Source organism: Pollutimonas bauzanensis, from assembly GCF_900129885.1.
Lineage (GTDB): Bacteria > Pseudomonadota > Gammaproteobacteria > Burkholderiales > Burkholderiaceae_B > Pollutimonas > Pollutimonas bauzanensis.
Genome location: NZ_FQXE01000009.1, coordinates 118221 through 145202 on the forward strand (window position 1 = coordinate 118221; position 26982 = coordinate 145202).

The 26982-nt window shown below is 57.4% G+C and carries 28 protein-coding genes and 1 pseudogene; 26 read left to right on the forward strand and 3 right to left on the reverse strand.

Going from position 1 to position 26982, the window contains the following annotated elements:
- Positions 1 to 3 precede the first annotated feature (3 nt).
- The 25 genes from BUB23_RS16550 (at position 4) to BUB23_RS26475 (ending at position 22729) form a co-directional block, all read left to right on the forward strand.
- Positions 4 to 618, forward strand: coding sequence for a TrbM/KikA/MpfK family conjugal transfer protein (locus tag BUB23_RS16550; RefSeq protein WP_073104834.1), 615 nt, complete (start codon positions 4 to 6; stop codon positions 616 to 618).
- Between the two features lie 15 nt (positions 619 to 633).
- Entirely contained in the window at positions 634 to 1353 is a 720-nt protein-coding gene (locus tag BUB23_RS16555; RefSeq protein ID WP_245801302.1) for a lytic transglycosylase domain-containing protein, read from the forward strand.
- A gap of 113 nt (positions 1354 to 1466) precedes the next feature.
- On the forward strand, positions 1467 to 1799 hold the full coding sequence (locus BUB23_RS16560; protein ID WP_073105124.1) for a hypothetical protein: 333 nt from the start codon (positions 1467 to 1469) through the stop codon (positions 1797 to 1799).
- Positions 1799 to 2191, forward strand: a complete 393-nt coding sequence (locus tag BUB23_RS16565) for a VirB3 family type IV secretion system protein (protein ID WP_084136075.1) — start codon at positions 1799 to 1801, stop codon at positions 2189 to 2191. Before BUB23_RS16560 ends, BUB23_RS16565 begins: the two co-directional genes overlap by 1 nt.
- On the forward strand, positions 2188 to 4608 hold the full coding sequence (locus tag BUB23_RS16570; protein ID WP_073104840.1) for a VirB4 family type IV secretion/conjugal transfer ATPase: 2421 nt from the start codon (positions 2188 to 2190) through the stop codon (positions 4606 to 4608). The genes BUB23_RS16565 and BUB23_RS16570 overlap by 4 nt, the downstream gene beginning before the upstream one ends.
- 17 nt (positions 4609 to 4625) lie before the next feature.
- Positions 4626 to 5336 (forward strand): P-type DNA transfer protein VirB5, encoded by a 711-nt coding sequence (gene virB5 / locus BUB23_RS16575; protein ID WP_073104843.1) that lies wholly within the window; start codon positions 4626 to 4628, stop codon positions 5334 to 5336.
- A 61-nt stretch (positions 5337 to 5397) separates the two neighbouring features.
- Positions 5398 to 6282, forward strand: coding sequence for a TrbL/VirB6 family protein (locus tag BUB23_RS16580; RefSeq protein WP_073104846.1), 885 nt, complete (start codon positions 5398 to 5400; stop codon positions 6280 to 6282).
- A gap of 108 nt (positions 6283 to 6390) precedes the next feature.
- Positions 6391 to 6714, forward strand: coding sequence for a hypothetical protein (locus tag BUB23_RS16585; RefSeq protein ID WP_073104849.1), 324 nt, complete (start codon positions 6391 to 6393; stop codon positions 6712 to 6714).
- Positions 6715 to 6718: 4 nt separating this feature from the next.
- On the forward strand, positions 6719 to 7024 hold the full coding sequence (locus BUB23_RS16590; RefSeq protein ID WP_073104852.1) for a hypothetical protein: 306 nt from the start codon (positions 6719 to 6721) through the stop codon (positions 7022 to 7024).
- A 38-nt stretch (positions 7025 to 7062) separates the two neighbouring features.
- A complete protein-coding gene (locus tag BUB23_RS16595) occupies positions 7063 to 7398 on the forward strand; it encodes a hypothetical protein (protein WP_073104855.1) in 336 nt (111 codons plus the stop codon).
- Between the two features lie 163 nt (positions 7399 to 7561).
- The gene (locus BUB23_RS16600; protein ID WP_073104858.1) at positions 7562 to 7852 is read left to right on the forward strand and encodes a nucleotidyltransferase family protein; all 291 of its coding nucleotides are present in this window, start codon (positions 7562 to 7564) and stop codon (positions 7850 to 7852) included.
- A complete protein-coding gene (locus tag BUB23_RS16605; protein ID WP_073104861.1) occupies positions 7849 to 8208 on the forward strand; it encodes a HepT-like ribonuclease domain-containing protein in 360 nt (119 codons plus the stop codon). Before BUB23_RS16600 ends, BUB23_RS16605 begins: the two co-directional genes overlap by 4 nt.
- A 196-nt stretch (positions 8209 to 8404) precedes the next feature.
- Positions 8405 to 9094: a VirB8 family type IV secretion system protein gene (locus tag BUB23_RS16610; RefSeq protein WP_073104864.1), complete on the forward strand. Its 690-nt coding sequence runs from the start codon at positions 8405 to 8407 to the stop codon at positions 9092 to 9094.
- A 262-nt stretch (positions 9095 to 9356) separates the two neighbouring features.
- Complete coding sequence (locus tag BUB23_RS16620) at positions 9357 to 9941, forward strand: hypothetical protein (protein WP_073104870.1); 585 nt, start codon at positions 9357 to 9359, stop codon at positions 9939 to 9941.
- On the forward strand, positions 9938 to 10753 hold the full coding sequence (locus tag BUB23_RS16625; protein ID WP_084136076.1) for a TrbG/VirB9 family P-type conjugative transfer protein: 816 nt from the start codon (positions 9938 to 9940) through the stop codon (positions 10751 to 10753). The genes BUB23_RS16620 and BUB23_RS16625 overlap by 4 nt, the downstream gene beginning before the upstream one ends.
- The gene (gene virB10, locus BUB23_RS16630) at positions 10750 to 11946 is read left to right on the forward strand and encodes a type IV secretion system protein VirB10 (protein ID WP_073104873.1); all 1197 of its coding nucleotides are present in this window, start codon (positions 10750 to 10752) and stop codon (positions 11944 to 11946) included. The genes BUB23_RS16625 and virB10 overlap by 4 nt, the downstream gene beginning before the upstream one ends.
- Positions 11947 to 12038: 92 nt before the next feature.
- Entirely contained in the window at positions 12039 to 13112 is a 1074-nt protein-coding gene (virB11, locus tag BUB23_RS16635) for a P-type DNA transfer ATPase VirB11 (RefSeq protein WP_084136077.1), read from the forward strand.
- A gap of 19 nt (positions 13113 to 13131) precedes the next feature.
- A complete protein-coding gene (locus BUB23_RS16640; protein WP_073104876.1) occupies positions 13132 to 13380 on the forward strand; it encodes a hypothetical protein in 249 nt (82 codons plus the stop codon).
- A gap of 68 nt (positions 13381 to 13448) precedes the next feature.
- Complete coding sequence (locus BUB23_RS16645; RefSeq protein WP_073104878.1) at positions 13449 to 14150, forward strand: hypothetical protein; 702 nt, start codon at positions 13449 to 13451, stop codon at positions 14148 to 14150.
- Between the two features lie 132 nt (positions 14151 to 14282).
- A complete protein-coding gene (locus tag BUB23_RS16650; RefSeq protein WP_073104881.1) occupies positions 14283 to 15332 on the forward strand; it encodes a replication initiator protein A in 1050 nt (349 codons plus the stop codon).
- 1057 nt (positions 15333 to 16389) lie between these two features.
- Positions 16390 to 17097 carry a StbB family protein gene (gene stbB / locus BUB23_RS16660; protein WP_073104887.1) on the forward strand — a complete coding sequence of 236 codons (708 nt, stop codon included), beginning with the start codon at positions 16390 to 16392 and terminating at the stop codon, positions 17095 to 17097.
- Positions 17098 to 17105: 8 nt separating this feature from the next.
- Positions 17106 to 17498: a hypothetical protein gene (locus BUB23_RS16665; protein WP_073104890.1), complete on the forward strand. Its 393-nt coding sequence runs from the start codon at positions 17106 to 17108 to the stop codon at positions 17496 to 17498.
- A 50-nt stretch (positions 17499 to 17548) separates the two neighbouring features.
- Entirely contained in the window at positions 17549 to 19183 is a 1635-nt protein-coding gene (locus BUB23_RS16670) for a type IV secretion system DNA-binding domain-containing protein (RefSeq protein WP_073104893.1), read from the forward strand.
- Positions 19152 to 22220 (forward strand): MobF family relaxase, encoded by a 3069-nt coding sequence (gene mobF, locus BUB23_RS16675; protein ID WP_073104896.1) that lies wholly within the window; start codon positions 19152 to 19154, stop codon positions 22218 to 22220. The genes BUB23_RS16670 and mobF overlap by 32 nt, the downstream gene beginning before the upstream one ends.
- 188 nt (positions 22221 to 22408) lie before the next feature.
- The gene (locus BUB23_RS26475) at positions 22409 to 22729 is read left to right on the forward strand and encodes a hypothetical protein (RefSeq protein WP_218599043.1); all 321 of its coding nucleotides are present in this window, start codon (positions 22409 to 22411) and stop codon (positions 22727 to 22729) included.
- Here the strand turns inward: BUB23_RS26475 and BUB23_RS26775 are convergent.
- A pseudogene (locus tag BUB23_RS26775) lies at positions 22677 to 23865 on the reverse strand (IS3 family transposase). The gene BUB23_RS26475 and the pseudogene BUB23_RS26775 sit on opposite strands and share 53 nt — an antisense overlap.
- Positions 23866 to 24148: 283 nt before the next feature.
- Here BUB23_RS26775 and BUB23_RS16695 point away from each other — a divergent pair.
- Entirely contained in the window at positions 24149 to 24451 is a 303-nt protein-coding gene (locus BUB23_RS16695; protein WP_073104909.1) for a hypothetical protein, read from the forward strand.
- A 128-nt stretch (positions 24452 to 24579) separates the two neighbouring features.
- On the opposite strand, the gene BUB23_RS16700 is transcribed toward BUB23_RS16695, so the two are convergent.
- Positions 24580 to 25125 carry a hypothetical protein gene (locus tag BUB23_RS16700; protein WP_073104916.1) on the reverse strand — a complete coding sequence of 182 codons (546 nt, stop codon included), beginning with the start codon at positions 25123 to 25125 and terminating at the stop codon, positions 24580 to 24582.
- Positions 25126 to 25514: 389 nt separating this feature from the next.
- Positions 25515 to 26942, reverse strand: a complete 1428-nt coding sequence (locus BUB23_RS16705) for an SIR2 family protein (RefSeq protein WP_245801303.1) — start codon at positions 26940 to 26942, stop codon at positions 25515 to 25517.
- Positions 26943 to 26982 lie beyond the last annotated feature (40 nt).

Sequence of the window (26982 nt, forward strand, 5' to 3'; positions counted from 1 at the left end):
ATTATGGATTTACGATCACGCAGTAGGCGGCTATGCGCGCTCAGTCTCGTGCTGCCTGCTTTTTGGCTCTCGCCTGTCGTTCACGCGCGAACGGGGGATTTTTCGTATTTCACTGGCACGACTCGACTGGCTTGCGAAGCACTACTGTGCTTGTCCTCCAGCGCTGGCGGCACTACCGCTGATTGCAATCCAGCGCTGTCTCACTATTACGGCATCAAGAAGAAGAAACTTTCCAAAACCCTGGACGCGCGACTGAACTTCTTGCACCAATGTCCCGTCGCTAGCCAAACACCGCAGATGGCCTCGCTCGCCGAAGCGCTAGCGCATGGCGTGGGGCGCTGCGATGCGGCCTCACTGAACAGTGTCTTGACGACCTGGTCCTCGATGGGCCAGGAAGGCGAAACGCAACACATCAGCGCGCAACTACCCGATTACTGCGATGCGTATGTGCACCATGAATCCACCGATCTGGAGGCGGCAATGCCTCGCTACGTTGGAACCGAAGCAGATGGCGGATATTGGGTGGAAGGCAAGGACTACGAAGCGGCGCAGATGAAGTACCAATCCGCGTTGGAGGCCCGTAACAAGGCGCTGAAACAGTACAACTCTGCGAACTGATGGGAGCGTTTGGTCATGATGGAATTTCTTGAGCTGGCCAAAGTCTGCGCACCACAGGTGCATGCGAGTACCTTGGTCGCTCTTGTACGTCAGGAGTCGGGCTTTGATCCGCTTGTCATTCATGTCAATGGCAAGCCCGGACGCCGTATCCGGCCAAAATCCTGGGCAGAAGCGATACAGGAGGCGCGCAAGCTCTTGGACCAGGGAGCGAGTTTTGATGCTGGCTATGGTCAAATCAACAGTGGCAACTGGAGCCGATTGGGCATCACGCCCGAGAACGTGTTCGACCCCTGCATCAACCTTCGGGCAGCGCAACGCGTGTTGGTCGAGTGCTACCAGGGCGCCGGCCGCAATCACGGCGGACAAGCTGCGCTATATGCCGCATTAAGCTGCTACAACACCGGCGATTACACCAGTGGCTTGCGCAACGGCTATGTCCGAAATGTATTGGCGGGCGCTGGTCTCGAAGTACCGGCCCTGCCCCGCGCAGCGCCGGAAACGAAGGCCGCTCCAATGGGGCAGCGGACAGAAAGCGCCAAAGGCGAGCCAAAACGTCCGGGGGATGCCGACGGGTTTGGGCGCCGGCACGACACGTTTGAGCAGCCGCGTGCGGATGCATTCGCTAAGCCGCGCCCCGATGCATTCGCCCAGCCACGCGCCGATGCATTCGCTCAACCGCCATCCACGCGTGTACCGGTGGGCTCCATCATCTACCACTCCCGCTCTCAGGAGTAGCCGCACCTGCCAGCCCGGCGAATTCCTGGTTTGCTGACAGGCTATCCCCTCTCCGATTTCAAGTCTCGCTGACCGAACACGCTTCGATGTCGGCATTTTTTTCTGAGGTTTTCATGTCGACCTTTCCTGTCGTCTCGTCTCTTCGTGCTGCGCCGCTCCCCGGCATATTGAACACGGCAATTCGCGTTCTTCTGATGTTGATGCCGATAGCCCTACCTCAGCTGTGCTTGGCCGCTTCAGGCGGGCTGGATCAGTCAGTCAGTGTGTTTGAGCAGATTCGCGATTGGCTCTGGCTGATTATCCCCGTCGTTTGCCTGATCATCGGCGGCATCCTGGGCGCTGCCTACAGTGCCGACCTGATCCGCAAAGACACCATGTACACCTGGGTCGTCGGCGTCGTATTCGCTGGCCTTGTTGCAGGCGGCATCATCAAACTGGTGTTCTGATGGCCGGCCAACGTACTGAGCAACCGGCCGCATCGACGCTCCCCGTTGCCTTATCCGCGATTCCCGAAAACCATGTCCGGTTGTTCAAGGGCGCCACGCGCGTGGCCACCGTCAAGGGCGGCGTGCCAGCCCGCGCTTTCGTGATCATGATAATCACGGTTTGCTCCGTTGCCATGTTCTGGCTCTGGTTTCTGCTATTGATCCCCGTCATCTACCCGATCATGGCCATCATAAGTCGCGAGGACGATCGCGCCTTTTGGATTTTGGAGCTTTGGGTGCGTACCAATCTGTTCGCCCGCAACAAGCGCTTCTGGAACGCCATCTCGTTTTCGCCCACGCCGTACCAACGCCGTCGCGCCTGGTGCCGCTACAAGGAAGATCCACCACAATGAATCATCCAGCTGATCTTCGCCGGCCCGCATTTGAGCCCAGCATCTCCAAGCATGTCCCCTATTCGCATCACGTCACGCGAACGATCATCTCGACCAAGTCCTGGGAATACCTGTCGGTCTGGCGCATCGGCGGGCGCACGTTTGAGGGATTTTCGCAAGCCGACATGGCCAGCTGGCGCGAGGAGCTAAACAACCTGTTGCGCGGACTTCCCAATGGGTTCGGTCTGTACACGCATCTGGTGCGCCGGCGAGTCATGGAGTACCCCGAAAGCCAATACCCGGACTGGTTTTCACGTGAGCATGACAGGTCTTATCGTCGCTTGTTCGAAGGCAAGCCGCCGATGGTCAACGACCTGTACCTGACCGTTAGCATGCGGATGATGGTGGACGCGTCGATGAAACTATTCTCGCGCTTTGAGCGGCGCACGGAAAAGGACGTCCAAGCCTGGCAGGCCCATGCGATTGAGCAACTTGATGACATCAACCGCAAGTTGGAAAGCAGTCTGCAACGCTATTCCGGGGAGCTGCTGTCGATCGTGGACCGCGGCCAAGGCAGTTTCTCGGAGCCGGCCGAGTTCCTCGGGCTGATCCTCAACGGCGTATGGGAGCCCGTGCCTGTGCTGCCCTCGCGCCTATGCGACTATCTCCCCAGCGCGCGCCCGTTTTTCTCATTGCATGGCAAACAAGGCGAACTGCGCGGCGCAAACTGGAGTCGGCGTTTCGCCATGGTCGAAGTGCGTGAGTATCCGCCGAGCAACCCGCCAGGCCATCTGAACTCGCTACTCACGCTGCCGTTCGAATTTGTGCTGACCCAATCATTCGCCGCAATGTCCAAGGCCGAAGGCCGGGCTGCCCTCGTGCGCCAGCGCCGCTGGTTGACCGACTCGGGAGACGACTCCAAGTCACAGATCGCCGAGCTCAACCTCGCGCTCGATGATCTCATGGCGGGCAAGTTCGTCATGGGCGAGCATCACGCGACGCTGGCAGTTTTTGGGGAAACGGGAGAACAGACATTGCGTTATGCAGCCGATGCCATCGGCGTGCTAAGCGATAACATGATTATCGGCCGCATGGTCGATCGGGCCCTGATCTCGGCATGGCGGGCGCAGTTGCCCTGCAATTGGTACTGGCGGCCACGGCCAGCGGCGATTTCGTCGCTGAACTTCTTGAGCTTCTCGGGGCTGCATAACTATCTCTTTGGCAAAGCGAGCGGGAACCCCTGGGGGCCAGCTGTCACGATGCTCAAGACCAATAGCGGCACGCCCTACTTCTTCAACTTCCATACCTCCCTGGCCGAGAGGGACGAAAAGGGCGCCAGACGCCTGGGAAACACCATGCTAATCGGGCAATCCGGTACCGGCAAGACCGTATTGCTCGGTCATTTCATCGCCCAGGCTCGCAAATTTGGCTACACAGGCGCCGTGTTTGACAATGGCCGGGGCATGCAGGTCACGATCGAGAGCATGGGCGGAAAGTACTTCGCATTGCAATTGGGCCAGCCCACGGGTTGGAACTATCTGCAACTGTTGCCTACGAAACGCAATATCGCCTTGATGCGTCGGCTGACGGCGCAATTGGCCACCGAAGGCGGCAATGAACCGTCGCTGTACGATCAACGCTCAATCAGCCAGGCCATCGATCGGTTGACCACATTTCTCGATCAGCCCAATCGTCGCTTATCGACCTTGCTGCAATACCTGCCCGCGGCGCCCTCGCGCGATGCCACATTGAGCCTGCGTGAACGCCTGCAACGTTGGTGCCAGGGTCATGAGAACGGATGGGTATTTGATAATCCGCGCGATGAGCTGGATCTATCGAGAAATAATCTGTTCGGGTTCGACCTGACCGAGTTTCTAGAGGAAGGCCCGGTTCGGGATGCCGCCCTGACTTATTTGATATTCCGCACGGAAGCCATGATTGATGGGCGCCGCTTTGCCTATATTTTCGACGAAGTGCAGCATCCGCTGAAAGTACCGTACTTCCAGGACATGATGCAAAACAACTCGCGCACCATTCGCAAGCAAAACGGCGTATTCGTCTTTGCCACGCAAGAACCCCAGCCCATCCTGGACAACCCCGTTGGCAAGTCGCTCGTACAGCAATCAGCAACCAGCATTTATCTGCCTAACCCAAAAGCAACGGCAGACGAATACATCGGGGGCTTCAAGCTGAATCCGGCCGAGTTCGAACTGATCAGAAGTCTTGGGGAATTCAGCCGCAAGTTCGTTGTGAAGCAAGGCGAAGCCGTCGTGACGGCCGAGCTTGACCTCTCCACGTGTCCTGATGCGCTGCTGGTGTTCTCTGGTTCCGAAGACATGGCGTTGCTGGCCGAAGCCGCTCGCACTGAGCGTGGTCCCGACCCGCAGGACTGGCTGCCCCTTTATTTCGAAAAAGCCCGTGAATTAACCGAGCACTAATCCAAGGAGTTTCTTTCATGAAAGTTTCAGCACACCTTCGATCTCTCACGCTGGCCGCGCTGCCGGCGCTGGTATTGCCGGCACACGCACAGATTCCCGTGACCGATGCGGCCAGCATCGCCGCGCGCGCGGCCCAGCATGCCGAATCCCTGGCCAAGTACCTGGAGCAGATCGCCACGCTCAAGGGCCAGCTGGAAAGCCTGCATCGGCAATATGAGGCCTTGACCGGCGCCCGTAACCTGGGCGACATCCTGAACAATCCTGCCATCCGCAAGTCCTTGCCCGCCGACGTGCGCTCAGTGCTCAACAGCGGAGATAAGAGCCTGGGATCGATACAACGGTCGGTTGAGCGCATTCAGGGCGAAGAACGCCTTTCGGGCGATTTCTCCGTCGACAGCCAGGCGCTGACTCAGCGTATCGAAAATCTGAGCGTGCGCAGCAAGGCGCTATTTGAGCAGGCCCAGGAAGGCATGCAGGCGCGCATGGATCAGCTGGATCAATTGCAGACACAAATCAACCTGGCCCAGGACCCCAAGGCGATCGCCGACCTGCAGGCAAGGCTGCAAGTGGAGCAGGCCAATATCCACGCCGATCAGATCCGCGCCGATTTGCTGAGCCGCCAGATCGAAGCTGAAAAGGCGCTGATTGAGCAGCAAGCGTCCAAGATGGCCCGCCAAACCTCACTAAGCGTTGATGCGATTCGGGCCCCGCTGCCTGACATGCGCTAGGACGCCGATGCAGCCAGGGCGACTGACTCACCGGGGATGACCCACTACCAGGAACACCATCATGGCAATACCCGCACCCGCCACCCTGTATAGCCTGGGCAGCATCGTCCAATGGATCGATGAATCGCTCAATACCATGCTGATCAATGGTGTGGCAGACAACGTCGAACGGCTGACCGGCGCGATCTGGTTGCCGCTCGAACTGGGCGTAACCATTGGTTTGATGACCTATGGCTGGATGGTCGCCGCTCAGCGTATCCCGACTCCCTATGGGGAAGCGCTCGTTAGAATCTTCAGGATTGTGGTGGTGGTGGCGATCATCGAGAGCGGTGGGTTTTACCAGAGCCAGATCATGGGCGCCATGCTGGCTCTGCCCGATGGGCTCATGCAAGCCGTCACTGGAGAGCCTGCGAGCGCCAGGGATGTGCTGGCGGATTTCCATAATTCAGGGCTTGAGACCGCCACCCGGTTGGATGAGCGGGCGCCAAGCGTGCTGACGGAAATTGGGCAAAGTATCCTTTTTGCCCTTGTCTCGCTCGTCATCACGGTCATCTACACCTTAGTGACCATCATGGGCATCCTTATGATGTCCGTGGCTAAAGTCGGCATGGCCCTGATAGTGATGGTGGGGCCGCTATTTATCGCCGCCTTATTGTTTGATCACACCAAGGAGTTCTTCAAGTTTTGGCTGCAACAGGCCCTGTACTTCGCGCTCTATGGCACGCTCTTTACGCTGGTTTTCGGTTTAGTCATGGGAATGCTCGGCTATGTTCAAAACATTCTTTTGGGGATGACGACCGCTGCCGAGATCAATGTTTTGCAGATTCTCGGCGTCGTTATCCTCGTTGCCGCCTTGGCCATGTTCTTGATGAAATTACCTTCTGTCATCGTCGGTAAGATTACCGGCGGATCGCCAGTCGATATGCCATTTATCGGCCAACTTTAAGAGAATAAAACACGCGCAAAGACGCTGTACAAATGAAAAGAAAAGCGTTACTGTATGTATAGTAACTTGCCATGATTGTCGTAGTACCTTTCCTTATACAGGAACGCGATGATGAGTACCCGCGCCCATTCCCGCTGGCAACAGGCCGCCCAAGTGCGTCAAGACAACGCGCCAGACCCTGCTCCTGTCGATCTTTCCAAGCCCGATGCGCAAGCCGCAGCTTTGGCCGAGAAGCTGCAGGCCATCCACACACAGATCACATTCATACGGATTGTGCGCTTCATAGGCAGATGGGTTATACGCCCCATCGTCTGGTGGCCAATCAAGTACCTCTACCGCTTCACGAACCAAATCATGGTGCTGACTTCTCCGTCACCCGAAATTGCAAAGCGTAATAGAGAGGCGCAGCGACGTCGCGATTTTAATATTTGACGTTATGACCACCCGCGCCCATTCCCGCTGGCAACAGGCCGCCCAAGTGCGTCAAGACAACGCGCCAGACCCTGCTCCTATCGATCTTTCCAAGCCCGATGCGCAAGCCGCAGCTTTGGCCGAGAAGCTGCAGGCCATCCACACGCAGATCACATTCATACGGATTGTGCGCTTCATCGGTAAACGGATCATACGCCCTATCATCTGGTGGCCGGTCAGATACTTCTTCCTGTTTACTTATAAATTCACGGTGCTGATAAGTCCAAGCCCGGAAGAAGAAGAAGAGGAATGGGAGAGGCAACGCGAATAGGCACTCTTAATAGGATATGCTATTTCGCTTCTACCACAATGTTTACTCGTACCTACTCACGCTGGAAGCGCCTCGCTCAATTGCGCCAAGACGACGCGCCCGGCCCTCCCGAACCGGAGGCCGAGGTCGAGACGACATCCACTTCGGTTTCCCAAGCCGATGCAGACATGGCGGCGCTGATTGCGAAGTTTCACGCTATTCGCGCGCAAAATCGGGGCGTGCAAGTGGTGTATTTCATCGGGAGGTGGATCGCTCGCCCTATCCTCTGGTGGCCGGTCAAGTACATATATCGGTATGTGGACTGGGAATACAACCGCGAAGTCGCGCGGCGGCGCAAAGAAGAGGCAAAACGTCGGCGGCGTCTATTCTTTTAGCGTATGTGCCCCCGCCCAATGAATTCTTACGCTTGCGCAGTCAGCTTTTCAGGCAAGTAGTACGCTCTCGATGAAGCAGGCAGGCAGAGGAAGCCGCAGTATCTAAGTTGTGCTTTGCCTCCCATTCGCTTATCGTTAAAGCAGATCTCACTGTGGGACAAATATGAAACCATCTGAAGCATTGATCGCCAACCGTGTTGCCATTCGCCGCATCGTCGAGCTGCATCGCGCCGGGAATGCCAGGATCTTCGGATCGGTTCTTCGGGGTGAAGACACCGATGCCAGCGATCTGGACATCCTGGTCGACCCAACACCGCAGACCACTCTTTTCGATATCGGCGCAATTCGCCATGAGTTGAGCAAACTGCTCGGCGTGCCGGTTGACGTGCTTACGCCCAACGCTTTGCCTGATACGTTTCGGGCGGCAATACTTGATCAGGCACAAGCCATATGAGCCGCAAGGATGAGCGCCTTGCTCACTATTTGGCCCATATCATCGAAGCGATTGCACGCATTGAGCGCTACACCGAGGACATGGATGCACAGGCGTTTATGAATAATCCTTTGGTGCAGGACGCCGTAATCCGAAACCTCGAAATCATCGGCGAGGCTAGCCACAACATCGAAACACGCTTCCCCGATTTCGCTGCGTCTCGCCCCGAGCTGCCCTTGGCATTCGCCTATCAAATGCGCAACGCCGTAGCGCACGGCTACTTCAAGGTCGACTTTGAAATTGTCTGGAATACGATCCAGCAAGATCTGCCTCGCCTTCATGCGCAGATCCGCCACGCGCAGTCCGGCGACCTGTGAATCTGGCCCCCTACACCTAGGGCCATAACCCGGCATGCCGGGTTTCTCTTAGACTTGAGCGGGTAGCGCAACGCTACGCGCCAGGACTTATACGCCGCGCCTAGGCGGCCCCTCTCCTTTCCCATTACCGCAAACGCCTACCGGGCCTCGTTACCGAGGCCGGGCGGCGTCTTGTCGCCCCATCCAGGAAGTACACATGCCTTCTGACGATCCGAAACTGTCGATAGATGATGAAATCGCGCGCGCCCAGGGCCTGGAACGCGATCTGCTTGTCGAAATATTGCAATCTCGCCGTACGGCCTGGCGTGTGGCCATTGGCGCCTTCGTACTGGCCCTGGTCTCTGTCGGCGCTGTGGCGGGCCTGACCCCCTTGAAGGCTCCCCCAGAACTGTACGTGGTGAGGGTGGATAACGCCAAGGGTCAGGTAGAAAGCGTGACTAGGCTGGGCGACGCGCAAGAAGACTATGGAGAGCGCATCGCACGTTTCTTCATCCATGAATACGTGTTGGCCTGCGAAGGCTACGACTGGAACACCATTCAGAACTCGTATGATCGCTGCGCGCTCTTTAGCGCGCCATCCGTGCAGCGCGAGTACTACGAAAAGTTCAAAGGCGACGAGGGCTGGATCAAGCGCTACGCCAACCACACCCGCCAGCGCATCAATGTGCGTTCCATCACTCTAGGCCCAAAACAAAGCGCGACGGTGCGCTTTACCAGGCGCATTGAAAGCAATACCAATCAAACTGGCGTCACCGATGAACATCTCGTGGCCACCCTGGCCTACGACTACGTCAACGCGAACCTCACCGAAGCCGTCGGCAGAAAAAATCCCCTTGGATTCCAGGTCATCACCTACACGACCGATGTGGAGGTTCAAGGCAAATGACTGCAAACCTTGGATTGGAATGGTCAGGCGCCCTATTGGGCTTACTCGGTGTAGGCCTGATGGCCGGCAGCTACCGCGCATCGAGCTGGGGGTTCCTGGCCTTGCTCTTGTCTAACGCCTGCTGGATCGCCTTTGCGCTACGCACCCATACCTACGGCCTGCTCGTAATGCAAATCGGGCTTTTGCTCGCCTGCGCGTTAGGCCTGTTTCGCTCGATGTTGATCCCTCCCCTGCCGACATCCCGTAAGAAGAGAGGAAATAGATGATGGAATCTCTAAAAGCTGAAGAATTGGCCGCGCGCCTGGAACACGCCCACCAACTGACGCATGCCGAGCGCAACGCGCTGCTGCGAGACCTGGAACGCTATGCCGCGCGGGATCTGTATGGCGCGGCCCGCCTATGCAAGGATCACTTGAGCAAAGAGGCCGACTTGCGATTGCCGTCGGCCTTGCAAGTGGCGCCCTTGCTGGCCAAGCACTTTGAGGCGCGCATGAATGAGCAGCGCCGCCCCATTGATCTGCATCACGAGCGCGACAAGCAATTGCGCCAGCCCGAGCCGGGTCGCCACTACGTGGGGCCCGTTGTGGGCACCACCCCGAATTGCGTCGTGCAGATGGACAAGGATACGGGTGATTTGATCGTTCATGCCCGCCGTAGCCTGGTTTGCGCGTTCGAGTCCAGCGAGCGGGACAAGGATCTGTCCATCCACTATCCCCAGGCGGCAATCGGCGGCGTAGGCCTGGTCATGCGGATGCAGGAAGGCCATGGCATGACGCCTGGACACGCCCTGCAACATGAAGCGAACGCCTCCAAGGCCGAACATAGCGTGGAGCATGGACTATTATGAGCATGGCAGCGGTGGCCCGAATGATTCTCGCGGCCACACTTAGCGCGGCGACCCTCACATCCTGGGCGCTGGACAATCCCAAGCCATCCCCCAAGGATAAGCGGATACGGACCACCCAGTACGATCCGACCAATGTGATCGTCGTGCCGACGGTCATCGGTGTTGCGACCCACATTGTGCTGTCCGATGACGAGCAGTATGTCACGCATGCTTTCGGAGATGCGAGCGCCTATGATTTTCAGGAGGTCGGGGGCAAACACCTGCTATTCAAGCCGATAGCCCGTGACGCGGACACCAACCTGATCGTTATCACGACAAAGCGCAACTACGCTTTTCTTCTGCAAAACAAGGAACGAGGCAGCGGCCAGGAAGTGTATCGGCTCAAGCTGGAATATCCGGACATCGAGCAAGCGCAATCGGTCGCCCAAGCGGTGTCCGCGCAGATCGATCAGGCACTGACCGAACCCGGCCAGGCAATCAATTGGCAGGGCTACACCATGAGCGGGGACCAATCCCTGGCCCCGGTCAACGCCTGGGATGATGGAGCGCAGACCTGGTTGCGCTTTGCGCCTGGTCAGGATCTGCCCGCCGCGTACTTCGTGGATGCGGACGGTAATGAGGTACTGGCCAACCGGCACATGGCCGACGCGCACACGATCGTACTGCACCGTATCGCCGCCAAATGGCATTTGCGGCTGGGGGACCAGGTGCTCGCGGTCTATAACGAAAACAGCAACCAGGCCCGTAGCCTCTCCACAGGCACCATTTCGCCTCGTGTAGAGCGAGTCTTGCGCAAGGAGGCCGTGCAATGAGGTGGTTCAAGAGAGGGCGTGCCCGCAAACAACAACCGGTGGACGCGGTCGAGCAGATCGAGGCCCAGGCCTTGCTGGACGAGCGTGGTCGACCCAATCTGGACGGTGCGGCTGCGCCAATGGCGCCGGGCGCCAAGGCGTTTCTGACGCTGATTCTCCTGACGGTCATCATTTTGATCGGTTTGTTGGTGCTGCGCGCGCTGCGCACCGACCACTCCAAACAGGAGAAAACCGGTTCGATGCGCTCAAAAATCGAGAACGTGTTGCCCGAACTCAAGCTTGCGGCGCCGATTCCGGCGCCTGGGCCCGCGCCCGACCTTGCCGCGAAAGATAATCCAGCCGTGCGGCAGCTGGCGCAAATTACCTTGCCAGGCACCGACAAAGCGAATTCCACGCTTTTTGAAGATCCGATTGAGAAACGGCGCCTGACCGCCGGCTTGCAGCGCCAGCAGTCCGGGCAGCAGCAGCCCTCGGGCGCGCAAGCAGCCTCCAAGCCGCCAGGGCGCGAACAAGACAGTGGTCCGATGGCCGATCGGTTGCGGCCGCTGCGCTTAAACAGCGCGCAGGCGACACTCTTGCGCAACCGGGATTTACTGTTGACGCAAGGCAGCATGATCGACTGCGTCCAGCAGACCAAGTTCGTCTCGGCTCAGGCCGGCATGATCACCTGCTACGCCACGCGCGAAGTGCGTTCGACCAATGGGCGGGTTGTGTTAATTGACGCCGGCACGATGTTTGTTGGATACCAGCAAAGTGTGCTGGCCCAGGGGCAGCCGCGCATTGGTGTGGTCTGGTCGCGGCTGGAAACGCCCGAGGGCGTGGTCGTTGAACTGGACTCACCAGGCACCGGGCCGCTTGGCGAGGCTGGACTGGACGGCGAAATCGACAAGCATTTTGCGCAGCGCTTTGGCGGGGCGATGATGGTCAGCCTGATTGACGACTTTGGCAATTGGCTGAGCAACCGCGGCGGCGGGAACAGTTCCGACGGCATCCGCCTCGATAGTTCCAGCGATGCGGCACAGCAAGCGGTGGCCACCGTCCTGCAAAACACGATAAACATTCCGCCCACTCTATATCGCAATCAGGGCGGACGCGTGGGAATCTATGTGGCGCGGGACCTGGATTTCAGCTCTGTCTACGCATTGCGTCCGGCCTCTGCGGTGGGTGCTTACGCTGCGGCGCCGGCACATTAGGGACGCAGCCCCTTACCTTTCTCCCCCTCCTTCTTTTCCTATCCTAATGGCTGCGTGTTAAAGAGCGCGCGGCGAGGTGTTTGGAGCCGGTCATGCAACAGACCAACCTGTCCGTCGTCAAAGACGTGGGCGAGGATCGCTTCGCGTCGGAGCTCGCCGATCAACCCGAGGCCGAGCATGGCGTAGCGCTGCGTCAGATGCTGCGACCCGTTGCCCAGTATCTAGCAGACGATCAGGTTCGGGAGATTACTATCCCAGCACCGGGCAGGTTATTTCTTCGCATCGCCGGAGCCTGGCACGAGCGGGCGGCGCCAGAATTAAGCTACGACTACCTTGACGCCTTGGTAGCAACAATGGCCAGTTACAACAAGGTCAATTTCGAACCAATCCAATCGCTAATGCTGCTCGATGGCGAGCGTGCTCAGGTAATGCGCCCGCCGGCGGTGATCGAGGGCTGCATCTCGGTCAATATCCGCAAATTTAGCGGTGTCGTCAAAAACCTGGACGAGCTGGCCAGCCAAGGGGCCTTCGATCACTGGCAGGATGTCAGCGGCCGGATCGAGGCGCCCGAGCAGTTGACGCCGGAGGACCGCGAATTGCTCACGTTAAAGGAAGAGCGCAACATGCGCGCCTTCCTGGAGCGTGCCGTATTGCTGCGCAAGAACATCATCATTGGCGGCAAGACCGGTTCGGGCAAAACGACGTTTGCGCGTAGCCTCATCGAGCGCGTGCCCACCGATGAACGACTCATCACAATCGAAGACGTGCATGAGCTGTTCCTCTTTAACCACCCGAACCGGGTGCACATGATGTACGGCGCAAATGAAGGTCAAGTTTCAGCCACCGATTGCGTGGCGGCCTGCATGCGTAGCTCACCGGACCGGATTTTCCTGTCGGAGCTGCGCGACGCGGAAGCAGCCTGGGAATATCTCTCGGCCCTCAATACCGGGCATCCCGGCTCGATCACGACCACGCACGCCAACACGGCGTGGGACACATTCAGTCGGGTTGCGTTGTTGATTAAGCAATCGAGCGCTGGAAACCAGATCGACATTGCAACGATCCGAACCTACTTGCTATCGACCCTTGATATCGCCCTGTACTTCTCAGCGTACAAGCTGGTTCAAGTTTATTTCAATCCCGAGCGCGCTGGCGCTTTGCTCTAAGCGACCTGGGAGGCCGCCGATGACTGGAGATCAACACGAACATAGCCTGCGCAACGAGCAGGTAGGACAGGCATACATGGTCATGCTGGACGTTTATGAAAAATGCCGCCAGCAAGGTATGACACCCGCACAAATCAGCCAGGAGATTGAGAAAGCCAATCCCTGGGGGGTGTGTCAAACCTGGCGCTTGCAGGCGTGGCTGATCGCGCGCCGTGAGTTCTATGCGGATTACACCCTGCCGCCACCCAAGACGACAGGTGCTCGATAGACATTATGGCTTTTGGCCCCGTGCGCGAAATGGCTGGGGCCATCCTCTTTTTGTAATTGGAATTACCAATGATGACAAGCTCGACGCAAGACATAGCAGGCATGGAGGCCGCTGAGCCACTGGTGATAGCAACGGAGCAGCAGCTACCACTCATTGCTCTTAGCCCCACCCAATCTGGTGCCGGTCACCCAGGAGCGGCCCGACCGCAAGAACCACTTATTACTTATGGTGGGTGGCTCATCTTGATCATGGTGGTGATCGCATCGTACTTGCACCGCCGGATCACCAAAAGCCAACTTGCGGCCAGGAGGCGGTTTGAATCCGAAAGTGTGACTTCTAGCGATTGGCATGGGGTCAGCGATTACTCCGTTGCCAACGCCGTTCACAGCCGCGTAAATGGGCGCCTTTACCAGCGCAGACTTAAGGCGTATGAACATGCGCTGGCTATGAAGGGCTACCGTGTCACGCCACAGACCGGTACGGAAAGTGGGTATCGTAGGCCGCCGTACGAGGTTCAGCGATATGCTGCCGAACAGATTGCAAGAGAAGATATCGCCTATCTCTACCCTCGTCTCAATGACGAAGACATCGAAAGGTACGTTCGCGATCGCGTATACGAGGGGGCTGCATTGTGCTTTGTTGAGGATCTGGTTGCGTCGCTTATCGATGAAGGGTTCATGTTCGAACCGTCCAGGATAGTCCCCGCACCCGAATTGAATGAGATGCAAGGGGCGCCCGCCGACTCAGCCTCCAGTGGATGCCCCAAATAGGCACTCTCTTTTCACCGCCCCGAGGTACTCGGCGGCGGAATTACAAAAATGTGAGCCAAAGCATGGGCGGCAACAACAGCGGCCGTGCCCTTCCCTGTTGGACACACCTCAGACACCAAGACGGAGCCATGTATGCAAAAGCAGCAGACCGCTCTGGACAAGATCAAATCCACGGCCTTGTCCGCCCAACGCAAAGCCATTGAAGCGCAAGCGCGACCGGGCGAATCCATTCAGCAAGCGCAGTCCCGATTTTTGCAGGAAAGCGACGAGCCTGAAATGGATAAGCCCAAAAAGCAGGCGGCTCTCAGCACGCTTCGCCAAGCACCCGATAGCGACGGCCAGCGCGATTTCTTTATACCGGCCATGTGGGACGTTTCGACTAAAGACAGCCGCTCCCTGATGGATGTGGCGGTCTTTCGTCTTTCCAAGCGCGATAAACGCGCTGGAGAAACCATTCGCCATGTCCTGGCCGACGGGTATGTGGAAGTAAAGGCCGGGCCTGACGGCATGGCCTCGATCTGGGACTACGACATCGTGCTCATGGCCATCTCGTATCTTGCGGAAGGCGCCAAGGCCTATCGGGCCGGCCGAGCCGAGAAGCCTGGGCGGGTGTTCCGTCCACATATTTCAGACGTGCTTAAATTTTGCCGGCGCTCTGACGGTGGGCGTCAATATGAGGAGATTGAAGCGGCACTGGATCGGCTCAAGAACACCACCTTGAAATTTGTCAGAACGCGGCCTGGCAAAGGCGGGCGCGTCGTGCGGGAGGCCGATGCCGAAGGGCTGATCAGCAACTACCGGACCATTTCCTATGCAGAGACGGGGCGTTTGATGAGCGTGGAGATCGAGCTGCCGACCTGGATCTATCGCGAGGTGGTCGATGCCAAGCATCCCGAAGTGCTGACCATCGATCCCGCATTTTTCTTGATCGACTTAGGCATTGGGCGATTCCTCTATCGGCTCGCCCGACGTGCTGCCGGCCGGGGAAGTGCCAAGTGGTCGTATGAAACGATCTACCAGCGTAGCGGCAGCACAGGAACATTCAAAAAATTCACCTATGCCCTACGTCAAATCATTGCTGCCAATGATCTTCCCGAGTACACGCTAAGCGAAGAAGGCGGTGTCTCCGGGCCGCAACTGCTCATGACTCACCGCGGTGCCACGATGGAGCGCCCCGACTAATAGCCTCGCGCCGACGGTGGTGCCGGCGCACGGGGGCCCCGGTTCCTTATAGACGGAATTGCCTGATCCGAGCGATCCGGGCGGGCAAAGCAATGTCTGATACCGCTGGCGGTTCCTAATGGACGGAGCACCGGAAGCTAGACATTCATGCCCTATGCCCGTTGCGCATCGCTATCATTAGTCGTCCATTAGGAACCGGATGGCCCGTCGATTAGGAACCAAGTTCCGTCCATTGGGAACCGCTTGCCGTCTATTAGGGGCCCTTGGCCGTCTATTGGGAACCAAACCCCGTCTATTGGGGGCCGCGCACCGTCGATTGGGAACCGCCGGCCGTCCATTGGGAACTTTTCGCCGTCTATCAGGAACCGTCCACCGTCGATCAGGAACCTTGGGGCGAAAAAGCGCCTCAAACGGCCCTTTTCGCTTCCAAATCTGTGGATACTTCCGTCGATTGGGAACCGTTTTCCGTCTTTTAGGAACTAAAACCCGTCTATTGGGAACCGCGCCCCGTCCTTTAGGAACCAAAACCCGTGTATTGGGAACCGGCCATCTTCGTATCGCATTGTTTTCAAAAGGTTTTTTGGCGTTTTTTTTGTCTAAAACATTAAAACTTATTTAAAACATTAATGTCCAAAATGCGACTTCCTGGCTGTGGACAAATCGGCGAGCAGGCCTGCGCGACCGCCAATTCACTGTGCCGACGCCATCGGGTGATTGACGATCGCGCGCCTACCCTCCGGTCGCTGCGCTCCCTGCGCCCCGACGCCTGAAGGCGTCGGCCTGAAAACATAAAAAGAGTCCCCACCCTTTCGCCGAAGGCTTCAGGGCGGGGAAAGGCAGACCCCTAGCACCGGGGGCTTGCAGCCCCCCTGTCGGTTGCGGCAAACCCGGCCGCAACCGTGCTTCGACCCCCCGGGGCACCCCTTCGGGGTTCCCCCGCCGCCCGCAGGCGGCGGCCCCCCCTCCCCTCAAACCCCGTCATCGGAACAAGCCCTGCGCCTGCTCTCGTGGCGACCGTGGCGGTGGCCACGAAACCGATTTTTGTTCAGGAGTTTCCATGAGAATCGCAGTAGTGAACTTATCCGGCTCCGTCGGCAAGACGGTTGCTACCAGCCATCTGCTCGCACCTCGCGTACCGGGCGCGGAGATCATCGCAGTCGAGTCCACCAACGAAAGTGCGGCGGATCTGGGCCTAAGCGTGGATCAGCTGCGTGGCGAACATTTCGGCAAGCTCTTTCGCAAGCTGCTCATCGCCCGCGCGGCCATCGTGGACGTTGGCGCCTCCAACATCGAGGATTTCCTTGCAGAATTGAACAAGTACGACCAGGCCCAGGCCGAGATCGATTACTACGTGCTGCCTGTCGTTGCCTCGGGCAAAGCACAACGCGAAACGATCAAAACGATCGAGGCGCTGGCGGCGGCCGGCGTCGATCGCCAGCGTATCCGCATCCTGTTCAACCGCGTAGACGTGCAAGCCAGAGATGAATTCGAAGCGATTTTCGCCTACGAAAAATTCTCGGCCACTTTTCTGGCGAACCCGGACGCCCGGGTGCTGGAAAGCGAAGTGTTCGATCTGCTGGCCAACAGGCGCCTGACCATCGAAGCGGTCTTGGCCGACCAAAACGACTACCGGCGGCAGCTTCGCGAGACCGATCCGCACGATCAAGAGCAAATCGAACGATTGAGCGACCTGATCGCATTGCGAAGCCTGGCCAGACCGGTCAATCGGCAGCTCGACCAGGCTTTCATCGCGCTCTTTTCGTAGGCGCGGCCATGCAATCCGAGCCCGAGAACACGCCGCCGCCACGCTCCAAGCTTGAGTACATGTACCGCGATCTGCTGGTCGAATGTGATCGATTGTTAACGCGCAACGAGGCGTTGGCCACCCAGATCCGCGACACCGCAATGAGCTTGGGGGCCCTGCCCACCGTCCTACGCCAATCAGCATCCACGATCGCGGTGCAGGCCAGCAGCCAGGCCAATCGCCAGATTCAGGATGCCACTCAGACACTTGTGGCGGCCGATCGAGCACTGCAACGCGCGCATCAAGCCTTGCATCGGGCGAGCCTGCGAAATGCGTGGTTCGTGGCCTGCGTATCGGCTCTGTGCGGCCTTGCGGGCGGACTACTGAGCGCCTTGATCGTCGTGGTGTTGATGCAGGGCTGACCCGCCACCACGCGGAGCATCCCCCCCTGAATTAGCCTTGGAGAGCATACATGGCCCCCGATCTCCGCCGGCGCATCATCCGATTCGCGCTGCTTATTCTGCCGCTATCGAGCTGGTTGCTCACGGCGATGTATCTAAGCGGCACCTCGCCACGTTCGGTCAATTGGCTCTTGGTGTCACATTGGCTGCGCGCAACGCCTCAACACACAGGCTTGCTCGCCGCCTTGGCCGCCGGCGTGGTGTTGAGCTTCCTGCTGGCTTTTTCATTAAAGAAAATTTCGAAAAGCGAGGGTTTTGATGGCGCGGGGTATAAACGCTACATCCGCGGGACCCAAGTCGTGTCATTCAAACGGTTGACACGCCTGTGCATAGAGCGCAACAAGCGTCAAGTCGAGATTGCTGGCGTACCCATGCCCACATCGGTTGAAAACCTGCATGTGCTGCTCAACGGCGCCACGGGCTCGGGCAAGTCCGTGCTATTACGGCCCTTGATTTATTCCGCGCTCAAGCGTGGGGACCGCGCGGTCATCGTTGATCCGAACGGTGACTTGTACAGCAAGTTCGGCCGCTCGGACGACGTGCTGCTCAATCCCTACGACGAGAGAACTCAGAAGTGGATGTACTTCAATGAGGTGCGGGCCGATTTCGATTGGAAGCGCCTCGTCTATTCGATCGTGCCGTTAGGCGTTGACGCCAATGCCGAAGAGTGGAATAGCTTTGGCCGCCTGCTGCTAAGCGCCGTTTCGCGCAAGCTATTCGAGATGAATGTGCATGACATCGACCAGGTGAACTACTGGTGTTGCGAAGCGCCGTTCAAAGAAATCCAGGCATTCTTGAAGGGTACCGAGGCGCAATCGCTCTTTGCTGGCGCGTCCGAATCGACAAGGGCCTTTGACAGCGCGCGCTTTGTGCTCTCGAACAAGCTTTCCGAGCATCGGGCCATGCCGGCGGGCGGCTTTAGTATCCGCGACTGGATGGAGCACGGACGGGGCAGCCTCTACATCACCTGGCGCGAAGATATGAAGACAGCCATGAAGCCCTTGCTATCGGCCTGGGTCGATATCTTTTGCTCGTCCATTCTATCCATGCCGGAAAGCGCGGTGCGCCGCTGGTGGCTGGTGATCGATGAGCTGGCATCGCTGGAAAAGCTCGCCTCATTGGTAGACGTTCTAACCAAAGGTCGAAAACACGGTGTACGAGTGGTGGCAGGCCTGCAGGCGGTATCTCAGCTTGCCGCAATCTACGGCAAGGACATGGCCCAAACGCTGCGCGCGTGTTTTCGCAACCTGGTTGTGCTGGGCGGCTCCAAGACCGATGCCGAGACGGCCAAGGAAATGTCCACGGCACTGGGCGAACACGAAGTCGCCCGGCCCGAATACACCGACTCGCGCAATCCCGGCGGATCTCGCGGTACGAGCGAACGCCTGGTGCGCCAGACCGAGCCCGTCGTGACTCCGGCCCAAATTCAGGCACTTGCGGCATTGACCGGCTATGTCGCGTTTGCCGAAGACCGGCCGATTGCAAAATTTGTCCTCAAACCGATTTCATTTATCACAAAGAACCCCCCTTTTATCGAGCGCAGCGATATAAGCGTGGGCCGCGCATCGAGCACATCCTGGGGTTCTGAAGACGGCACAACGCCATGGAGCTTCAATGATCTCCCTGCAGATACTACACAAGGGTAATGCCGCGAAAGCCGGTCATTACTACGCTGACCAGAAAGATGACTATTACAGCCGCGACGGCAACTCGGCCCAATGGCAAGGCCAGGGCGCCGAATTGGTCGGACTGACTGGAGAGGTGGCACCAGCGCAGTTTGTCGCGGCGATGCGCGGCGATTTCGGACCCGACGTGCAGTTGTCACGTTCTATCCGAAAGGACGCAAAAGCGCGGGCCGCGATGGATGTGACGTTCTCCGCGCCCAAATCGGTCAGCATACAGGCCCTGGTCGGCAAGGACGCGACGGTGCTGGCCGCGCACGATCATGCGGTGACCAAAACCCTCGAATTCCTTGAAAAGGAGCTTATCCGCGCGCGTCAGAAAGAGAATGGGGAAACGCGTACGGAAAAGACGGCCAACGCCATTATGGCCAAGTTTCGGCACGAAACGGCTCGCCCCACCGATTTTGATGAAGCCGACCCGCAGTTGCATACGCACACGCTGGTGATGAATGTCACGCAGCGCGCCGACGGCGCCTGGGTGTCAGTCAGCAATGAGGAGATCTATCGGGCCAAGCGCATGCTCGATGCCATTTACAAAAACGAAATGGCGACCTATCTGGAAAAGGCGGGTTACGCACTGCGCTATGAAAAGGACAATTTCGAACTCGCGCATATCAGCCGCGAGCATATCGAGCAGTTTTCCAAGCGCGGGATGACGGTCCAGGCAGAACTCGCCAAGATGGGCAAGACCCGCAAAACAGCCAGCCGCGAACTCAAGCAGACGATCACCCTTGCCACCCGCAACGAAAAACGACCGGAGATCACCCGCGACGCGTTAAATGCGGGATGGCAACGGCAGGCACTGGAATTGGACATCGATTTTGGCGCGGCGCGCAAGAACGTGGGGTTTGAGCGTGGCGACCGGGCCATTGTAGATCGCGGCACCCCGGGTGCAGGTAGAGCCCGCGGCTCTGGCCGAAATCCGCGAGACCTTGGGCCTGTTGCGCCAGAGGATCGACATGGGCCTGACCGTGATCGCCGCTATCCCGGTCCGCGAGACGCTGGCGAACCGCTGGTTCCGAGCCAAGCCCCGAATGGCCAGGGTCGTGAGGTGATTCAGAGGCTACGCGGACGCATCGCCGAGGAATGCGTGGACTGGGCCATTCGGCACATTGCCGAACGTGAGTCGGTGATGACCGAAAAACAGATCTTGGAAGCCGCCATGGAGCATGCCATGGGTGCCGGCGCGACGTTTTGGGAACTCAAGCAGGCGATCCACGCCGCGGTAGCCCGAGGCCATCTGGTCCAAGGCGCACCGGTCTATCGTTCCAATCTGCTCCAAAGCAATGAAATTACCCTATCACGCGAGGCCTGGATACAAAGGATGGTCCACGAGGGTGCCACGCTAGACGAAGCCCGTAGAAACGTGCGCCGCGCCATTGCGATGGGCGGTTTAGTGCTCGACGATACGCGATACACCACTCAGGCGGCTCGGGAGCGCGAGAAGCGCATTTTGCAAATCGAGCGGGAAGGTCGTGGCAAGATGCCGGCCGTCCTGTCCCAAGAGGCCGCCCACCGAGCACTGTCTAACAAGGGGCTCAAGCCGGGCCAACTGGCCGCCGCCCAGCTTATCGTAACCTCGGCAGATCGAATCGTAGGGGTCCAGGGCCTCGCAGGCGTCGGTAAATCCCATATGCTCAAATACGTCAAAGAAGCGACACAAGGGACCGACTACACCGTGCGATCGATCGCGCCCTATGGGTCGCAAGTCAAGGCGTTGCGCGTGGTAGGCGTAGAAGCCGTGACTGTCGCCTCGATGCTGCAAGCCCATACCAATCGTTTCGAACTCGACAAAAACACGGTGCTGGTTGTCGACGAGGCCGGAGTCGTCCCGACGCGGCAGATGGAGCAGATCATGCGTCGCGCTGAGAAGGCTGGCGCGCGAGTCGTTTTACTGGGAGACATCGCCCAGACCAAAGCGATCGAAGCCGGGCGTCCCCTGCATCAGCTGCAGGACGCCGGCATGCAAACGGCGCATATGGGCGACATCGTTCGACAAAAGAATCCTGTTCTCAAGCGCGCGGTTGAGCTTGCCGCAGAAGGCAACGCTTCGCAGGCGTTGCACGTACTGCAAACAAAGCTGCAGGCCGTCCAGGAAATTAAGGACAGCCAGGCGCGCTATGAACGGATCGCGGACAGTTATGCGAGTCTGTCTGTTGATGAGCAGCGCCAGACCTTAATCATTACAGGCACGAACGCGTCGCGCAATGCCATCAATAATCAAGTGCATGCCAAGCTGGGGCTCGCCGGCAAAGGGTTTGATTATGCCCTGCTCACACGGATCGATACGACACAAGCTCAACGCCGATCGGCCAAGTATTACCAGTTGGGCAATGTTATCCAACCGGAGCGGGCGTATAAGAACGGCCTCGAGCCGGATGCGCAGTATGTTGTAACCGCCATTGACACCGGGCGCAACCGCATCGCCGTCGCTCATCTGGTAACGGGAGAGCGCATCGAGTTCAACCCATCACGCTCGACCAAACTGTCCGTTTACGATCGAGTCGAAGCCGAACTTTCGGCGGGCGAGGTGGTGCGGGTGACCCGCAACGATGCCAGGCTGGATCTCGTCAACGGCGAACGCTACACGGTGCTCGCGGTCACACCCGGTACAGTCAAGCTGGGCCGGCTCGATGCGGACGGCAACATCCTGCGCGAAGTAGGGCTGATCGGCGATCTGGAATCTCACCCCTTGCACTTGGATCGGGCCTACGCTTCGACGGTGCATAGCGCGCAGGGCCTATCGGAAACCGGCGTCATCCTGAATCAGGAGACATTCAGCCGCACCACGAAATCGGACGTATTCTACGTGGCGATCTCGCGTGAAAAGGAGTGGATTCAGGTCTACACCGACGATATAACCAAGCTGCCATTCGCCGTGTCGCGCACTGAAGAAAAGTCTGCCGCCCTCGATATCGGCATTGCCGCGAAAGTCCATCAATCCGTGCAGGGCTATGAAGCCGGGCCTACGAGGCCGACGCCTCACACCCATACCTTATGATCGGTCAAGGATACCTACTATGGCGCGTGATGTAATGGCGATCCATGTTTTTGGAATCGTACTTAGCTGATTGCGCACGAATGGCCAAACGACGACACCCATCTGCGGAGTTGTCCGGTTTGGGCCAGCGGTACGGGCGGATGATTTTGGCAGGGATCCGAACTGGCGACGACATGAGGAGGTTAAAAATGAATGAAACTTTTGCGATTGAACGCCTCGTGCTGCAGGTGAGAGAGTATGCCAGTGGGCGAGCGACGGATGTTGCGCGAGGGGCTGAGACGCCGAAGCTTGCCGCCCTTCTTCTCCAGAAGTATGGGGCAGGTGTGATCGACGCGGTTGCAACGATCTTCGATAGCCCCCGAGTGGCGGACCCTATTAACCGCGTGGTAGATGAGGAGACGGCCTTAATTGATCCCCTGATATTGCCCCTGTTTTCCGTAGTCCTTAGCGCCGGGATCAGGCAGCGATTTTATATTGACTCGCGTGCCAGCGTTTTTCGTATTCCATAGGGCTGACGTAGCCCAATGACGAGTGTAATCGTCGATGGTTATAGAACGATATCCAGTCCATCACGGCAGCGATAGCTTGGCGATGGGAGCGGAATTTCCGGCCCTCCAGGCATGCCAGCTTGAGCCGCCCAGAAGCTTTCCGTTGGGGAATTGTCCCAGCAGTCGCCTTTTCTGCTCATGGAGGCACGTATCTTCCACGCACGCAGGGTTTGCTGGAATTCATGGCTGCAATACTGGCTGCCTCTGTCACTGTGGAAGATCAGCCCCGCCGCTGGTCGCCGACGCAAGCATGCCATCGTCAAGGCACCCTTGACCAGCGAAGTCTGCATGTGAGGCTTCAGACTCCAGCCCACGACCTGACGGCTGAACAGATCGACCACCGCAGCCAGATACAGCCATCCCTCCTCGGTAGGCAGGTAGGTGATGTCACTGCACCAGACCCGATCCGGTGCCGCGGTGGAGAACTGCCGCTGCACCAAGTTCGGGGCCACGGGTAACGCATGCCGGCTTTCGGTCGTGGCAACATACCGGCGTTTGGCCTTGCCACGAATGCCGTGCGCCTGCATGAGCAATCGGACACGTTCCTTGCCCACCCGCAGGCCGCGACGACGCAACTCGTGATAGACGCGCGGCCAGCCATATTCCTCCTTCACCTCGCGGTGAATGGCTCGGATATGTACAAGCAGTCTCTGATCGGCAATCGGGCGGACCCAGGCACCTTCCCGGAGCGTTGCCAGCCGTAGAATCCGCTTTCGCTAACAGACAGCACTCGGCACATCGCTCTCATAGGCCGATGGCCTTTCATTTTTTGAATCCAGGCGTACTTTGCAGCGTGTCCTGCGCAAAGTACGCCGCGGCTTTTTTTGCGATGTCGCGCTCCATGCGAAGCTGCGCAACTTCGGCGCGCAAGCGGGAAATTTCCATTTGTTCGGTACCCACAGAGGCAGTAGAGACTGGCATTTCCATACCGCCCAGCTGTCCTCGGCGCTGCTGGCGAACCCAGTTGCTCAGGCTGGCCTTCGGGATACCCAGTGACTCCGCCACCGACCCGATTGAGGCGCGCCCGCCAATACCTGGCGAACACTTTCCTCTTTGAACTCCTGCGTGTACTTTCCGCGCTTCAATGTATCAGACATTTCTTACTCCTTGGTTCCAATTTAACTGGAACTAAGGACTACGTCATTCAAGGGCAAGCTCACCCCTCTGGCGCGAGCATAACCGGCAGCGTTGGGCCGGTCGGCCAGCCGATATGGCAGTACGCAGCTAAATCGGGATGGCGATTCTGCTATATCGGCCAGTGTTCCAGGCAACGGCCTCCGATAGCTGGCGGATATCCCTGCCGGGCCGTGGCCACTGCCTGGAACACTGGCCGATCAAACAGAAAATAATTGATAATCGACTACGACACGGAGAATGGAAATGAACCCGACTCACCATGATTTCACCAGCGCGCTTGAGTACCTGGCATCCATCGAGCCAGATCCCGCGACCTACGTTGAAATGGACGAGTACGACACAATCATGGCTCCTTACGAGGCCGAGATTCAAAAGGCTCATGCCACGATTCGCGCATATGGCGAACAGATTGCCCCACAAGGGCTGGACCATATGCATGCTGTGCTGTACGGTTTCCTTCAGGAACAATCGGACCCGATGGTCGAATCTGTTATGCGCACTACGGTGAACGCGCTATGGAACGGCTGCGGGCTATGGCGAGGATAAATTTAGCTGGCTCAGATGTCGGCCCAACGTTGTCCAAAAGGAGAAATTTACACAAGGGACAGAGTAGTAATTACTATGTCATAGCATTGGAAATGCAGACTTCATCCTGCATTCGGAAATTTATATGACTATCGGGCCGCACTGTTTTCGGTAGTGTCGCGGGGTGTTGAACTTCCAAACCTCGCTACGAAGCCTTTTAACACCACCGGCTTAAGAGAGAGCTTCTTACTGTCACCCAGGCTGACGATTTGCACCCGATCTCCGACCTTCATTGTTTTTGGATCATATTCTTTAAAAATATATGCATCGTCATACTTCCTAACCAATATAAATGTAGGTTGATCATCAATCACCCATGCCCTCGTATCGAGCTTCGCCGTCCAATATCCTATTGTTCCTACGAAGAGAAGAGCAACAAACCCTAACGCGAACGGTCCAAAATAAATACTGGAAATGCGCTCTGCGGTCTCAGCTATTTCTTGGCCATCCTTCAATGCCTCCGCAACTTGGGGCGACAGTCTTTTACCTATAAAGCCGTTTTCACGAAGGCCCCAACTTATTAACCCTAGCAACGGCCAAATTAGTGCGCCGGCTACCACATAGAGCATTTCCTTCCTGAAGTCGACCATCCAGATCATCAATGCGACTGATCCGACTAAAAAAAAGAAAAGCATTGCGTTTTTTATTGCTTTATTCGGTGAAGTGCAAACGCGATCACTCGAGCGGCAAATGCCCATGCAAATGCAAAAGCCAGTGAAAGCCAAAGGGTGGCAGCGAGAACTCTGTATAGACTAATACTGATGACATCATATGGAACGTCATAATAGGATAAATAGCCGGCCTCAAATGCAAAGGCGGTGAGAGAGCCAAGGAACGGGACAATAGCTAGTAATATCCCTTCGCTCTTTAGCCTCTCGATTACAACTTTGTTTGACATACGGTTTTTGTCCGTAGAATAGGGAATGGTCACAAACAATGCATCCACGCCGAATTTGGTCGTTGGCTTCCCGGTAAGTAGAGATACGAAATTCTCCGCCTTCGCATTTCGGATGGTGCGAAGACGCTACGGTGATTTACGTACCTGGCCGGTGGCCCCCGCTACTCCCTTATCCACCTGCACCGTTCCCGTGTCAACATCATAGGGATCTCCGTTCACGACCTTTCGGAAGAGATCAACGGCGGCGTCCGTGTACCTATGTGCTAATTGAGGTGACTTGTGCCCCGGCTTAAACGCGATATGGTACTTATTGTCCGTAGCAGTGACATCAAAACCCTTCACGTCTTTAATTACCTTGATGATGTCCCGCACTTTATGCCACGTACCGTATCCCAATTGCTGGGCGACCCCAGTGATTGCATATTTGTAATCGATATTAACTTTTGACGGATCGGTAAGAGATGTGACACCAAACAGCTTCGCAAATGAAGCCCCGGACTCGACCGCATGCTCCAACTGCTCGAAGTTAATTTCGACATGCTTCTTGGGGATATCCGATCGGATTAACTCGACAGAGCGCGCCATCAACGATCGCAACAGTTTCATATTAACTTTTTCTAAGTCGCCGGCCTGGCCGAATGCTTTGAAGACCCATTCAAACGACTTTGCAGAAATGCTCTTGATGCGAATATTAACGTCAGGAGCTACCGAAATAACCTTGTCCCGCGCCGGGTACGATCCGTCATTGATATCGGTATCCCATTCCAGTATATATATGTTGCGAATAAGCTGAAATTCGGCACGAACCATACGGTCGACGTCATACAGAATGGTCTTAATGTTCGGGTCGTCGGCGCGATAGCCAATGAACAATAGGGGATGTTCAATGAAGTATGTCAGTAGTTTGGCACTGAGGTACTTGTGATCTTCGTCGAAGCGTCGGTAGTCTGACTCATTGACGACCAGCGACTGGGGAACAGTCTGGCAGCCGTGGATCTTGAAGATCTCGCCGATCGACAGATACCCCTTGCGCATAATCTGCTGACCGACGATCGGCTCGTATTCCGGGAAGAGCGACTCCATGACTTGATCATAATTCGTCGTGATAATCGCGTGGGCGCTAATGTTCTTGAAGGCCTCGATCTCCGCATCGAGTTCGGGTGAACCATACGACCCTTCAGCGTCAGGCCCCAGGCCCTTCAGGAGCTTGCCGATCGCATGCTTAATAAAGATGTCAGATGGAGCATCGGAAGTGTAGTACTCAGCGGGAAACGAGGCTTTGCCCTTGCCCCATGCCCATTCGCGGTAGAGATCAGAGAAGACGCTGCCGATCTTCTTCAAATCGCCGTTATTCGCCTGCTTGTAGTAGGCAAAGTCCTTGTCGATGGCGGGACATTTCTTCGCCAGTTGCGTCAGGAGCTCCTCCCAATTTGGTCCACCCGCGTATCGCTTGGAGAAACCCGAGCCGACGAACAAAATTGGCTGGCATTCGGCGTCGGCGAGGACTTCCGCGATATCGGCGCCGACCTCTTCTTGGTATTGCTTGTAGTCCATTGGCACAGTTGTTTCCTCCTGTTGCACAGTATGCCCTTTT